This is a genomic window from Acinetobacter courvalinii, assembly GCF_014635545.1.
GTDB classification, from domain to species: Bacteria; Pseudomonadota; Gammaproteobacteria; order Pseudomonadales; family Moraxellaceae; genus Acinetobacter; species Acinetobacter courvalinii.
Genome location: NZ_BMDA01000001.1, coordinates 1,741,000 through 1,755,564, shown reverse-complemented (window position 1 = coordinate 1,755,564; position 14,565 = coordinate 1,741,000). Strand labels below are relative to the sequence as shown.

Here is a 14,565-nt window from a genome sequence, read left to right as displayed (position 1 = left end):
CTTAAAATTTACGTTTAAATGGAATATCTTGCCGTTGACAGCTGTAGGTGCTGTTGCAGGTACTCCGTTGCAGCGGTCGCAGTTAATGGTTTCGAGAACAGGTAACCCTGTAATATGTCGCAGTTTTGTTTTTTGAGATAGTCGCGTTGCTGTTCGGTTTCCACACCTTCGGCCACAACTTTTAAGCCAATGGTTTTACCCATGGCGATCATGGCATTAACGATCGCATCCTGTTTCGGATTGCCAATTTTCAAAATAAAAGCACGATCAATTTTTAAAATGTCAATTGGATATTCGGTTAAGTAGGCCAGAGAAGAATAGCCGGTACCAAAGTCATCCAGTGCGATGCAAATCTGACGTTGTTTCAGGGCATTGAGAATGGTTTTAACATTTTCGGTATTTTCCAGAAAGGCGGATTCGGTAATTTCCAGTTCCAGATTTTTACCAGAAATGCCATACGTCATCAGGACATCATCAATATCATGCAGTAATTGACCGCGCAAAATCTGTTGGGCCACAATATTGACGGCAATATTGATATTATTAAAGCCAAGTTGCTGCCAGGCCTGTAACTGCTTGGCTGCTTCATGTAATACAAACTGTCCGATATCAGAGATCAAACTGGTACTTTCTGCCAAAGGAATAAAAATGCTTGGCATAATTAGTCCTTTGCTTGGATGTTTCCAGCGAATCAAGGCTTCAAAACCATTGATCTGGTCATCGATTGCGCTGATCTTCGGTTGATAGTAAACCACCAGTTCCTTGTTCTGAATGGCCTTTCGCAGATCAAGTTCCAGATCACTGTATTTGGCAACAAAATTGGCTCTTTCATTGGAATAATAATGGATGGTATTACCGCCTAAACGTTTGGCTTCATTCAGTGCCTGTTCAGCATGGGTATTTAAATTATCCACCTGACGGCCATGCTCTGGATAAATGGCCACGCCAATGGAAATGCTGACAAAATACTCCTGATCGGCAATATAAAAAGCCTTGCTAAAAGCTTCTACAATGTTATTGCAGAGTTGATGAATAGGCGGATGCAGATGGGATATCTCATAAATAATGGCAAAATCATCTGCGCTTAAATGCGCCACCAGCAGGGCATCAATATTACTGATGCGTAGACGTTGCGCCACCTGTTTAAGCAGCTCATTGCCGGCTTTATTGCTGATGATTTCATTGAGTGCGCGGAAACGGTCAATGTTTAGACGGATAACAGCCAAATGTTGAATGGCAGGTTCATTGACCAGATATTGATGCAGTTGCTGCTGATAATAAAAACGGTTGGGCAGGTCGGTTAGCGTATCGTAATTGGTCAAATACGATAAGCGCTGTTCCTGATGCTTACGTTCAGTCTGATCCGAAACAATACCGATATAATTAATAACGCGATCCTGTTCATCCTTGACCGCATTGATATGAATCCAGAGGAAACATGACTTATCTGAGATATAGGTTTCCTGAAATTCACCTTCATATTCCTGCGCTTCACGTAGGGTATCCAAGATGGAGAGATGGAAATTATGATGATGCTGTTTATTTTGTCTGGTAATTTCAAACAGCTGTTTGCCTACAACAGCTTGCTTATCCAGACCGGTCAGTTGTTCGTATTTAGGGTTGATCTCAACATAATTAAAGTGTTCATCCAGAATGAAAATACCTTCGGAGGCCTGTTCAAACACATTGGCAGCCAATTTCAGCCGTTCCTGATCTTTCTTTTCCTGATTGATATCACGGTGCACACCCACCATACGTAAGGCGTTGCCATTTTTCGGATCTCTTAAAATTACCTGACCGACAGCGTGAATCCAGGTCCAGTCGCCATTTTCATATTTAATACGAAAGGTTTCTTCATAACGTGGGGTTTGGCCGGATAAGTGTTGATGGAGCGTGTTTTTTACCCGTTCAACATCATTGGGGTGGGCAACCTCATTGAGCAGGCTATAAAGGTTCTGGGCGTTATGCTCAACTTCATGCGGTGGAGTTATATTATGAATGGTATTTTCAAGATTCCAGTCCCAATGCTGAATACCTGCAGTTTCGTGTGCCAATGCCAGACTCTGACGATTTTCCTCTAAACTTTCGTTCATCTGGGTCAGGTCAAAAGTACGCTCACGAACTTTTTGTTCGAGCAAATGATTATTGAACTGCAACTGGGCTTCGATATCTTTAGACTTGTTTACCTCATGCTGCAGTTGCTGGCACAGTTCTTCTGTCCAGTGGTTGTGCTGTTCTGCGACATCAATCAGCTGTTTATTTTTTTCAAGTACCAGTGCCAGATGCTTATGAATCTTGTAGGTGGCCTGGGCACAAAGTACGGTTGCGAAAAAAGATGAATAATAGGCCAGATAGAATAGATTATGTTCATGATCCCGTTGTATAAGCTGGGAAATAAATAATGGCGTGATACTCGGGATAAAAAATAAGAAGAAATAACGAATATGTTGGGTTAAAAAAGTCAGCGCAATAATATGAGAGGCAGTCAGTAATAACGCGGTAAGTGTTAAAACATGTGTGCCGATTAAATTCGGAACATCATTGCCTAAATAATCATTAATAATGACCGTATTGGCACCAATCAATAAACCGGTAAAAAAACAGATCAGCTGAAAGATAAGATGGGTGGTGTGGCTATAGCGAATCGCGGAGTAACGTTTTAATAAAAAATGACAAATACAGGAAAAACCAAACAGGATGGTAAGGGTTATACTCATCCAGGTGGTAAAAATATTGGATTCAAATGTATAAAAAGCGCCAAACAGCGCATAATCTAACAGACAAATACCAAACACACTTATGACAAATAAGCGAACATGATTCGGATAACTAATTTGATCCGTATAGATAAACTGTGGCAAGCTTTTGTCCTGTACCCCTAACATATAAAGCATAATCCTTTTCATTTTTTATCTATGTGCACAGTCTTTGTTTTTTTGTAAACATAGTCGATTTGCGCTTTAAATTAGCGCTAAATAAAATGGAAAGCAATGCTCAGGCATGATTAGGGAGCAAAGTGATAATTCAAAATGGATAAAGCCACAACCGGCGCGGTTTCTGTTCTTAAAACCCGATCTCCAATACACCAGTTTTTAAAATTATTTTGATTAGCAATGTTAATTTCTGCTTCACTTAGGCCACCTTCGGGACCAATCAGTAAGGCCAGATCCGGTGAACTATTTAACAGTACATTTTCCTGATCTTTATTCGGGGCAAGCACGAAACGGGATACAGGTAAATCGGACTCAACCCAGTCGCTGAGTGAAATTGGCGCAAGAATTTCTGGTACACGGTTCATGCCGCATTGTTCACATGCAGCAATGGCAACAGACTGCCAGTGATCCAGTTTCTTTTGATCACGATCATACTTTAAACGCATTTCGCAACGCTCACTGGTCAAAAGCTGAATGGTGCTCACGCCGAGTTCAGTGGCCTTCTGGATCGCATAATCCATACGATCCCCTTTACTCATGACTTGTCCTAAGATCACTTTAAAAGGGGCAGTACGATCTGCTGCATTAAATTGATCAACTGAAACAAAGGCATTTTTTTTGTTGATCTGAGTCAGTGTGACCACATATTCGCCACCTTTTCCATTGAAAAAGATGGCCTGTTCTTGTTCTTTGGCACGAAGCACGCGTACCCAGTGATGAAATACCGATTCTGTTAATTCAATGGTATGACCAGTATTTAATTCGGTTTCGATATAAAAACGATTCATGCTTGGGTAGGGCTCGTACAAATTAGTTTAAACCAAGATCAACAACCAGTTGTCGAGTCGGTTCGGTTTGGTTCATTGAGTAGAAGTGCAGGGTTGGTGCGCCACCCGCGATCAATCGCTCGCACAGATTGACAATCACTTCGTGACCGAAAGCTTTGATGCTTGCGCTATCATCACCATAGGCAGCCAGTTGCTTACGGATCCAGCGTGGAATTTCGGCACCTGTACCATCAGCAAAACGGATCAGGTTGCTTGCATTGGTGATCGGCATGATACCTGGTGCAACTGGAATATTCACGCCTGCTTTGGCAATTCGTTCAATAAAGTAGAAATACGCATCTGGATTGAAGAAAAATTGGGTAATGCCAGCATTGGCGCCTGCATTGACTTTCTCTACAAAACGCTGGATATCACCATCAAAACTATCTGCCTGTGGGTGCATTTCAGGATAAGCAGCGACTTCGATATGGAAATGGTCACCTGAATGTTCGCGAATAAAACGAACCAGATCCTGAGCATAAGGGAGTTCACCCAGGCCGACCTGACCTGACGGTAAATCACCACGCAATGCCACAATACGATCGATGCCTTGAGATTTATATAAGTCTAATAGCTCAGCGATACGTGCCTTATCATCCCCGATACAAGACAAGTGCGGTGCAACAGGGGTACCTTGACCATTAAAGTCATTAATCGCCGCTAAGGTACGTTCACGGGTAGAACCGCCAGCGCCATAGGTAATGGAGAAAAACTCTGGATTTAACAGTTGTAGTTCTTGGTGAACAACACGTAACTTTTCCGCACCCGCATCAGTTTTTGGTGGGAAAAATTCAAAAGAAATAGGAACACGCTTGGTCATTTCAAATCCTTTTTAACTCGCCTGGAAAATTTTAGAAAAAAGGGCAGTCCGTAAAACGTCTGCCCTGATGTTCTTAGTATTTATAAGCGTCAGATTTGAACGGGCCTTCTACAGGAACGCCTAAGTAATCTGCCTGTACTTGCGTCAACTGTGTAAGCACACCACCGAAGCCAACAACCATTGCCGCAGCAACTTCTTCGTCTAATTTCTTAGGCAGTACTTCTACGCGAATCGCCGCTTGTTTTTGATCGGCAGGCAAATCAGCAAATTTCTCAGCGAATAAATGCATTTGACCTAAAACCTGGTTGGCGAAAGAACCATCCATGACACGTGACGGGTGACCTGTGGCATTACCAAGGTTGACTAGGCGACCTTCTGAAAGAAGGATCAAATAGTTGTTTTCATCTTCTGAACGATATACTTGGTGGACTTGTGGCTTCACTTCAACCCACTTGTAACCACGGAGGTAAGCTGTATCGATTTCAGTGTCAAAGTGACCGATGTTACATACAACCGCACCCGCTTTTAAGCTATCTAACATGGCTGAATCACATACGTGATAGTTACCCGTCGTTGTTACAACAAGGTCAGTATTGCCGAGTAGGTCGTGATTGATGTCTTCTTTCTTGCCAGTTTGTACGCCATTTTTGTATGGAGAAACAACTTCGTAGCCATCCATACATGCCTGCATTGCACAAATCGGGTCCACTTCAGTAACACGTACGATCATACCTTCCTGACGTAAAGATTGCGCCGAACCTTTACCCACATCACCATAACCGATCACAAGTGCACGACGACCCGAAAGCAACATGTCAGTTGCACGTTTGATCGCATCATTTAATGAATGACGGCAACCGTATTTGTTGTCGTTTTTCGATTTAGTGATCGAATCATTCACATTGATGGCAGGAACTTTAAGTGAACCGTCTTTCCACATTTCCAATAGACGTTGTACGCCTGTTGTGGTTTCTTCGGTAATACCGTGAATGCGTTCTAACAGCTCAGGGTATTTTTCGTGAACAAGTGCAGTCAAGTCACCGCCATCGTCCAGAATCATGTTGGCATCCCAAGGCTGACCATTCACATTGATCTGTTGCTCTAGGCACCAGACATATTCTTCTTCTGTTTCACCTTTCCAGGCAAATACAGGCACGCCGCTTGCAGCAATGGCAGCAGCAGCATGGTCTTGAGTCGAGAAGATGTTGCATGAAGTCCAACGTACTTCTGCGCCAAGTTCAACCAATGTTTCAATTAAAACAGCAGTCTGGATGGTCATATGGATACAACCCAGAATTTTTGCGCCAGCAAGTGGTTTAGCAGCAGAATAACGCTTACGTAAGCCGATCAAAGCTGGCATTTCTGCTTCAGCAAGTTTGATCTCTTTACGACCGTAGTCAGCAAGGGAAATATCGGCAACTTTATAATCTGTAAATGAAGCATTCACCGCGTTCATCAGGATCTCCTAGAAAAAATAGTATGGATCATTCTGTTCGCGGATGCCGTTGTTGGCTAAAGCGAATGTTTAACCGATCGTCGAGCCTGGCAAATTGATCTTTAGTGCCGATCAATTGTCGCAGCATCCCTCGACTGGGCAATATGATACTTGGAAATCGGTTGCGTTCCAATGAAATTTTTATTGGAAATGGCTAGAAAATGAAGAATTAAAAAGGGAGATAAAGTTGGAACTATGTTTATCTTTATAAATCAAGGATTCCAAATCCCTTTGGAATCCTCGTGTTTTGGAAATTTTATCATTAGGCTTTTAAATGATCTTCGAATTCTTCACCCAACTGCATTGCTAAAGCATTACCAGAGAGATCGCCTGTCACCAAACCATATTCTTTTTTAAAGCTGAAGGTAAAACCACGGTTATCTGTAAGGTTTTTAACTGAATATCCCAATTTTTCTAACCAAATACGGAAAGCCAATACGTTTTTTGCTTTAACAACTCTGTTTTTCATGCCAGAGATCTCCTTGTGAACATGTATTTATTAATAAGGGTCAGCCAAATTTTTTTAAAGGGGCAATACATAGAATTATTTTGCCACGTGTAAGTAATGTAAAATTAGCGTAATTTTTCTAAGTATAATTTTATCTAGTGTTTTTATATCTATTTGAATTTAAATACTAAACTATTTTTAATTTTTGGGATTTAAAAATTATTTTTTAAATAAATATTTCATGACAAATGTAAAAAATGATTTCATTTTCTAGCTTAAATGAAGCGTAGAAAATGAATCGCTTAAATTAACATCAAACATTAAAACTGATCTTTCAGGCTACGGATGCGCGCGAACTCCTCAGCACTAACGGTACGTAAAAATGGATTGGTTGCAAGTTCCAGTTCAATAGTACTCGGCAAGGTGATTTGCTCTGCATCGCGTAATGCTTTGACCTGTCGCATCCGTTCTTGCAAGGCGACATTATGTGGCTCGACAGTCAAGGCAAACTCGCCATTGGCAAGGGTATATTCATGGGTGCAATACACTTTGGTCTGAATAGGTAATGCGGCCAGTCGATTTAAGGAATGGTACATTTGTTCTGCTGTGCCTTCGAATAAACGCCCGCAGCCCATTGCAAACAGGGTATCACCACTGAACAGGCTATCCATTTCTTCAATAAAATACGTGATATGACCTAAGGTATGACCTGGTGTTGCGATCACCTCAATTTTCAGATCATTAAAGTGAAAATGATCATTATTCTGTAGCGGATTTGAGATGAGAGAGATTTTGCTCAATTCATCTCGCGGCCCAAAGACTTCAATATTCTGATTGGCCAATAAGCCAGGGACACCACCGGTATGGTCTGGATGCCAATGGGTCAGCCAGACCTGTTTCAGCGTGAGTTGATGCTGCTGGCAAAAAGCGGTGACCAGATCGGCTTCTGTGGGATCGACCGCAACAACTTCTTTGCTGCGTGTATCTTCCAATAACCAGATATAATTTTTTAAGGCATTTTTGACGTCAATGACATGAATCTTATAGTGCATGACCGAATCCTGAATCTTTATTGCATGTGGTTATTGTGGGTGGGGGTACTAAACGTTTAGTGCCTGTCTCTAGTTTAAGTGCAAATGTCATTCAGTGCAAAAAAGCGCTGCATTTGTACAGTAATACTGACTTTTTAAGGCAGATTCTGACGTCGATATCCACGCAATTTATTAATAGTTGACAAGTGTTGTATTTTCAATAAAGATGAAAGAAAAGTTTTATAAGTGAATGATTTATATTCATCTTTAATCCTATAAGAAATACTTTATTAAAGCTAAACTATTTAAAAATTAGATTTAACAAAATAAGGATGAGATCGTTTAAATCATCATAACAAAGCAGGGGGAGCTTATGTCTGATGTGGCTGATCACGAAGTGGTCATGATTTTTAAAAAATATTTATTTCCGCTCTCTGCCAAACTGACAGAAATGTTGAATGAACACTTTAGCCATCAAACAGAGCGCAGAGGTTGTGGCTATACACAAGCGACGCGGGTGATTGCAGAGTTTGTTTCGCAGGTGCGTGATCCGGTTGGGTTTCAGGATTTACGCATTTTTGAAGATTATGAAAGCAAAGCGCTGAAAAATATTCTCAACCAATCTGCTTCTTATGGCCTGTCACTACAAACATGGCGTAATCTGGATATGAATGCGGATGTCCAGCAATATTTACAGCGTTTAGATGCACAAGAACCATTTACTCAATATTTGCGACAGGAAGTGGAATTCCAAGCCAAACTCAGAAATATTCATCAATATGCCCAGCTCGAAGAAAGTAAACTGATCTGTCAGTTGCTTGCCGATATTATCCTCCCTCATACAGCGCAGGATTTTGGCATGATCGAATGTCAGGCTTTGGCTGAAAAGCCGAAGGTAGGTTCTTGTCCCATGGCGGAAAAATTCTTTTTGCGCATTGCCCATCACCGTTTATTACGGCAGGGCGAAATCAATATTTTTGTGGACCAACATGATCAACCGGTTATGATGGAAAAGCTGAATATGGGGGATAACCATTCTTGTATCAGTCTGGTTCCTTTAATGATGAATGGGGTCCGATTACCGGCAGGCAGTTTATTCTCTACACATTATGAGATTGAACAACTCGAAAAGCATAAAAACAAGCAATATAAAGGTTATGTGATTCCGATTGCCAAAATGCATGGTTTCTGGTTTTTACGTCTAACCACCTTGGCTGTTTCGCCACAACATCGTGCGCGGGCATTTGGCTATCATTTTAAACAACAGGTCGATAATGGATTATTCAGACCGGATAGCACTGAGTTAAGTCAGCTGATGGATATTGCCAAAGATCAGATTTATGTAGGACATCCATGCTAAAGGCTTGTTACTCTCCGCGATACTTTGCACAGACGCATACCAATAGTATGGAAAAACTCACCGCTGTTGCCGATGTGCTGCGTACGCATCAAATGGCAGAGCTGGTTGATCCAGGGCTGATTGATATTGAGATCTTAAGAAAACTACATCATCCACACTACGTCGATGCTTTTCTATCAGGGCAATCGGCATTCGCCACCATTCAAGGTTTTAAGCCATGGAACGAGCAGTTGAGAGATGCGATTTTATCGGTTCAGGCGGGACAATTGCGAGGCGCTGAGATTGCCTTGAAAGAAGGAATCGCTGCCAATATTGCTCAGGGATTTCATCACGCCAGTTATGAATCGGGTGCCGCGTATTGCACTTTCAATGGTCTGGCACTGGTCGCGAAGCAATATCCTGAGAAACGGATCTTCATTTTGGATTGTGATCAACATGGGGGGGATGGTACGGCTATTTTTACCAACCGTATGACCAATCTGATTAATTTTGGCATTTTTGGTATCCGTTTTGGCTGCAAGGCGGGTGAACGTAGTCTGACCCGATATATTCATCCGAAACATGGAAATTTTGATTTGTATCGAGAGGCGATCTTTGAGGCTTTTCAGTATGCATCACGCTGGGAAGCGGATCTGATGGTTTATCAGGCCGGGATGGACTGTCATCAACATGATAAATATGGTTCCAGATGGTTGACCACTGAGTTGTTATTTGAACGGGATCGTATTGTCTTTGACATGGCCAAGAAAATGAAAATTCCGCTCTTGTTTGTATTGGCAGGGGGATATCAGGCGCTGGATGATTTGGTGCCTTTACATGTGAATACTTTTAAGGCCGCCAATGAAATCTATTTTTCCAACTAAAAGCTAAAAAAACAAAAAACGCTCAAGTTGAGCGTTTTTTTATGAACTCATGGATTAGCGCAATTTAGCCAACCAATCCCCAAGCATCTGTACCATTTGTACCAGTAGCAATAACACGATTACGGTTAAAATCACCACGCTGGTGTCGAAACGTTGATAACCATACGAAATTGCCAAGTCACCGATACCGCCTGCACCGACTGCACCTGCCATGGCTGTTGCGCCGATGAGCGAGATCGTACCCGTGGTTAAATTTAGAATCAAAGAGCTACGTGCTTCAGGGATAATAAACTTAAAGATAATTTGCCAAGGGGATGCACCCATTGCTTGAGCAGATTCGACAATGCCTTCATTCACTTCAAGTAACGAAGTTTCAATTAAGCGACCTAAATACGGACCGACATAAATGGTTAAAGGCACAATCGCTGCCCAAGTCCCAATTGATGTACCCACCAGCATTTTGGTGAGTGGAATCACAGCGATCAAAAGAATAATGAAAGGCAGGGAGCGCAGAGCATTCACAATTGGATTAAGGAAATAATAAATCGCACGATTTTGTAGGATACCGCCAGTGCGGGTCACGACCAGGGTAATACCCTGAATCAAGCCCCAAATACAACCAAATAGCAAAGAGAAGAATACCATCTGGAAAGTTTCTTGCAGCGCCGTTACAAACTGATCGATTGAGAGCGAGCTATGCCAAAAAGGAGCAGTGACTTGCGTGAGCCATTGTACAATTAAATCTCTCATTGGCTGACCACTCCAGATTGTTCTACTTTCACGCCTTGAAGTTCAAGGAACTTTACGGTTTCTTGAATGATCAACGGATCGCCCAGCAGTTGAATAAACATTTGTCCGATCACGGTACCATTAATCTCGGTCATGTTGGCAAACAGAATATTTAAGCTGACATCAAACTGTTTAATCGCAGCCTGAATCACGGTTTCCTGTGCTGAAGTACCTAGGAACTGCAGGCTATAGATACTATTGTGATGCTGGTGTTCAAGATTACTTAAAATATTGACAGGTAACTGCTGCTGCAAAACCGTTTGGATAAAGGTTTTGGTGGTTGGGTGCTGCGGCTGGCTGAAAATATCCAAGGTTGGACCGGTTTCAATCACATGACCTGATTCCATTACGGCTACATAGTCACATACCGATTCGATCACATCCATTTCATGGGTGACCATGACAATGGTAATGTTCTGCTCCTGATTGATCTTTTTTAAGAGTGCCAGAACTGATTTGGTGGTTTGTGGGTCAAGTGCCGATGTTGCTTCGTCACAGAGTAGAATCTTGGGATGATTGGCCAGCGCACGTGCGATACCAACACGTTGTTTTTGACCGCCTGAAAGTTCATCAGGGTAGGCATCTTTTTTATGTTTTAGATCGATAAAATCGAGCAATTCAGCCAGACGTTTATCCCGTTCAGCTTTACTGTGCCCCAATAATTTAAGCGGCATCTCAATATTTTCAGACACGGTTTTGGTCTGAAGAAGATTGAAGTGCTGAAAGATCATGCCAATATTTGCACGTTCTTGACGAAGTGTTCGTGCGTCCATCGCAGTAAAGTCTTTTTGATTGATAATGACTTGTCCCTGCGTCGGGCGTTCAAGCAAATTAATCAAACGGATCAGTGTACTTTTACCTGCACCACTATAGCCGATAATGCCAAAGATACTGCCGTCCGGGATCTCTAAATTGATCTGGTCCAGTGCATTGATCGTTTGACCTTTCAACTGATAGTGTTTCGAAATGTTTTTAAATTGGATCATGTTCGTCAGTACTATGGCAGAAAAGAAAAAACAGGCAAAATCACTTTGCCTGTTTTATTTGAGAGTATTATATTACGAATTCGCTTCGGTGAGATAGCTTGTTGGTTTGTTTACGTCAACTTTCGTACCCGCGAAGTGTTCTTGCACATATTTCTTCACCGCTTCAGTATGGTAAAGTGCGCCAACTTTTTGCAATACAGGATCATCTTTACGCGATTCTGCAGTGGCTAAAACGTTTACATTCAGCTTGGTGCTTTGATCTACAGGCTCATAGAAGATCGCATCTTTCAGAACGTTTAAACCACCTTCCATTGCCAGCGTATTGCCTAATAAAATCGCATCAACTTCGTCTTTAACACGTACAGCTGTTGCCATTTGAATTGGTTTGATCACAATTTTTTTCGGGTTTTCAGTAATGTCAGCAGGCGTGCCTTTTACCGGATCAAAGTCAGCTTTTAACTTGATTAAGCCCGCGCTTTGTAAAAGTAATAATGCACGTGATTCGTTCGCGCCGTCATTTGGAATGGCAATGGTGGCACCTTCAGCAAACTCTTCAACTTTCTTGACTTTGCTTGAGTAGATACCCATTGGCTCTAAATAGGTGGTTGAAACAGGTGCAATCTTATCTTTATTGGCAGCATTAAATGCCACAAGGTAAGCGTAAGACTGGAACGCATTCAGATCAACTTCTTTGTTTGCTGCTGCAGTATTCATTGCAACATAGTCAGTGAAGTTTTTAATTTCAAGTTTTAGACCTGCAGCTTTAGTTTCAGGTAAAGTTGCAATATAACGCCAGATATCGGCGTCAGAACCTGTAGAAGCGATTACAACAGTTTGTAATGCAGCAGCATCACCTTTTTGCTCGGTAGATGCGGTATCCGGTTGTTTACTGCAAGCTGCAAGTAATAACACCGATACACTTAAAAAAAGACTAATCAGCTTTTTCATGTATAAATCCTAATCGGAATAATGTCGAGAAAATCAGCCTTTCTCGAGCATTAATGATTGCAATAGGTTTGTATGTTGTAAATTGGCATCGCTCTTAAATAATCACGTGAATTATTCTTGAGGTTTTCGGTAGAGTCCTTTCCACAACACGCGAAAAATAAATGAATATTCATGTTCCCATTTAGTATATATACAGCGGGAAATAAGGTATTCATATCTTTTTCTAATCAAATTTGGATTTAGCTGCAATTTGTTTTGTTAGGCTAAATATTCTAATCATTTGAAATGAATGAAAAAGAATACTGATTTAACATAAAAACAACATCTAAAATTTCGGCAATCATAGCAATAATTTAGTGCAGGGGACAGAGCAACAGCGTGTACTATGAGGTATAAGACTATGATTATTTAAGAGAAATTGCAGCATAAGTAAATATAAATTGATGATAGTTTTATAGTTTTTTAAAAAAAATGCTGTAGCCGGTTGAATTAAAACATAAATATATATTTTTCTGAATTTTATATTTAAATAATGAATATAGAAGTGGAAATTATGCAATTTAAGGAATAAAAAAAGCCTTCCGAAGAAGGCTTTTTTACAGAATTTACTTATTCTGCTTTTTCACGGGCGATGGCGCGATAGCCAATGTCGCTACGGTATTGCATGCCAGTGAAAGTGACCTGACCACACACCTCTAGTGCATTGATTTGTGCTTCAAGTACCGTATCACCTAATGCCGTAACGCAGAGTACGCGACCACCTGCAGTAATCACATGACCATCAGCACTCATTGCTGTACCAGCATGGAAAATTTTGGTGTCTTCTGGAGATTGACCAAGACCTGAAATTACATCGCCTTTGCGTACAGTTTCAGGGTAACCACCAGCAGCAAGCACGATACCAATCGATTTACGCTCATCCCATTCAGCTTCCGCTGGCATGTTACCTGCAATACCTGCTTCTACCAAATCAACCAAAGATGATTTTAAGCGCATCATGATTGGTTGGGTTTCTGGATCACCAAAACGACAGTTGAATTCGATCACACGTGGTTGACCTTGTTCATCAATCATCAAGCCCGCGTATAAGAAACCTGTATAAACGTGACCGTCCGCAGCCATACCATCAACGGTTGGGCGCATCACTTCATTCATGACACGTTCAAAGACTTCCGCAGTCACCACAGGCGCAGGAGAGTAAGCACCCATACCACCTGTGTTTGGACCTTCATCGCCTTCAAAAATGCGTTTATGGTCTTGTGATGTCGCCATTGGCAAAATGTTGTTGCCATCGATCATGCAAATGAAGCTGGCTTCTTCGCCTGCAAGGAACTGCTCAATCACTACACGTGAACCTGCATCACCGAATTTGTTGCCTGCAAGCATATCGTCAATCGCAGCGAAAGCTTCTTCGTTGGTCATGGCCACGATCACGCCTTTACCTGCCGCAAGACCATCTGCCTTGATAACGATAGGTGCGCCATTTTGCTCTACATAAGCTTTAGCGGCATCGACTTCAGTAAAGACATCATAAAAAGCAGTTGGAATGTTGTGGCGCTTTAAGAAGTGTTTTGCAAATGCTTTAGAACCTTCTAGCTGAGCTGCATATTGGGTTGGTCCCCAGATTTTTAAACCAGCTTCGCGTGCTGCATCCACCACACCATTCACTAAAGGTGCTTCAGGGCCAACAATGACTAATGCCACATCATTTTCTTTGGCAAAAGCAATAATGGCTGGATTGTCTAAAATATCGAGTTCAACGTTCTTGCATTTGTCTTCAGTTGCAGTGCCTGCATTACCTGGCGCCACAAAAACCTGAGTGACTTTTGCATCTTGTGCGATTTTCCATGCAAGTGCATGTTCACGGCCACCGCTACCCAAAACTAAAATATTCATTATAAAGTTATTTCCCTTTTTCCGTATCTAAGAATATACCTGTTCAGAATAAAAAAGTCCCTCTGAATCTCCCCCAAACCCCTCTTTGTGAAAGAGGGGAGCAAGCTTATTCGGGTGAAAAAGTAAGTCCCCCTTTTTTAAAGGGGGATTTAGGGGGATTGCGTTGAGA

Annotated in this window: 12 protein-coding genes; 2 read left to right on the top strand and 10 right to left on the bottom strand. The window is 41.7% G+C overall.

Annotated features, from left to right (window positions below):
- Positions 1-14: 14 nt before the first annotated feature.
- The 6 genes from IEV39_RS08000 to gloB form a co-directional block, all read right to left on the bottom strand.
- Positions 15-2,885, bottom strand: a complete 2,871-nt coding sequence (locus tag IEV39_RS08000; protein WP_005284702.1) for a bifunctional diguanylate cyclase/phosphodiesterase — start codon at positions 2,883-2,885, stop codon at positions 15-17.
- A 119-nt stretch (positions 2,886-3,004) separates the two neighbouring features.
- Entirely contained in the window at positions 3,005-3,721 is a 717-nt protein-coding gene (locus IEV39_RS07995) for a 16S rRNA (uracil(1498)-N(3))-methyltransferase (RefSeq protein ID WP_005284706.1), read from the bottom strand.
- A 22-nt stretch (positions 3,722-3,743) separates the two neighbouring features.
- Entirely contained in the window at positions 3,744-4,580 is an 837-nt protein-coding gene (gene metF, locus IEV39_RS07990; protein WP_005229551.1) for a methylenetetrahydrofolate reductase [NAD(P)H], read from the bottom strand.
- Positions 4,581-4,653: 73 nt separating this feature from the next.
- Entirely contained in the window at positions 4,654-6,036 is a 1,383-nt protein-coding gene (gene ahcY, locus IEV39_RS07985) for an adenosylhomocysteinase (RefSeq protein WP_005284710.1), read from the bottom strand.
- A gap of 301 nt (positions 6,037-6,337) precedes the next feature.
- Entirely contained in the window at positions 6,338-6,544 is a 207-nt protein-coding gene (locus tag IEV39_RS07980; protein WP_004771531.1) for a hypothetical protein, read from the bottom strand.
- A gap of 299 nt (positions 6,545-6,843) precedes the next feature.
- A complete protein-coding gene (gene gloB / locus IEV39_RS07975; protein WP_005284713.1) occupies positions 6,844-7,575 on the bottom strand; it encodes a hydroxyacylglutathione hydrolase in 732 nt (243 codons plus the stop codon).
- A gap of 352 nt (positions 7,576-7,927) precedes the next feature.
- Between gloB and IEV39_RS07970 the strand changes: the two genes are divergently transcribed.
- Both IEV39_RS07970 and IEV39_RS07965 read left to right on the top strand, forming a co-directional pair.
- A complete protein-coding gene (locus IEV39_RS07970) occupies positions 7,928-8,914 on the top strand; it encodes a hypothetical protein (RefSeq protein WP_005284715.1) in 987 nt (328 codons plus the stop codon).
- On the top strand, positions 8,908-9,777 hold the full coding sequence (locus IEV39_RS07965) for an arginase family protein (RefSeq protein WP_005284719.1): 870 nt from the start codon (positions 8,908-8,910) through the stop codon (positions 9,775-9,777). The genes IEV39_RS07970 and IEV39_RS07965 overlap by 7 nt, the downstream gene beginning before the upstream one ends.
- A 54-nt stretch (positions 9,778-9,831) precedes the next feature.
- On the opposite strand, the gene IEV39_RS07960 is transcribed toward IEV39_RS07965, so the two are convergent.
- From IEV39_RS07960 to purD, 4 genes are all read right to left on the bottom strand, one after another.
- Complete coding sequence (locus IEV39_RS07960) at positions 9,832-10,527, bottom strand: methionine ABC transporter permease (protein WP_004654491.1); 696 nt, start codon at positions 10,525-10,527, stop codon at positions 9,832-9,834.
- On the bottom strand, positions 10,524-11,552 hold the full coding sequence (locus IEV39_RS07955) for a methionine ABC transporter ATP-binding protein (RefSeq protein ID WP_005284722.1): 1,029 nt from the start codon (positions 11,550-11,552) through the stop codon (positions 10,524-10,526). Before IEV39_RS07955 ends, IEV39_RS07960 begins: the two co-directional genes overlap by 4 nt.
- 72 nt (positions 11,553-11,624) lie before the next feature.
- Positions 11,625-12,500 carry a MetQ/NlpA family ABC transporter substrate-binding protein gene (locus IEV39_RS07950; RefSeq protein ID WP_005284725.1) on the bottom strand — a complete coding sequence of 292 codons (876 nt, stop codon included), beginning with the start codon at positions 12,498-12,500 and terminating at the stop codon, positions 11,625-11,627.
- Positions 12,501-13,109: 609 nt separating this feature from the next.
- Complete coding sequence (purD, locus tag IEV39_RS07945; RefSeq protein ID WP_005284728.1) at positions 13,110-14,396, bottom strand: phosphoribosylamine--glycine ligase; 1,287 nt, start codon at positions 14,394-14,396, stop codon at positions 13,110-13,112.
- Between the last annotated feature and the right edge of the window lie 169 nt (positions 14,397-14,565).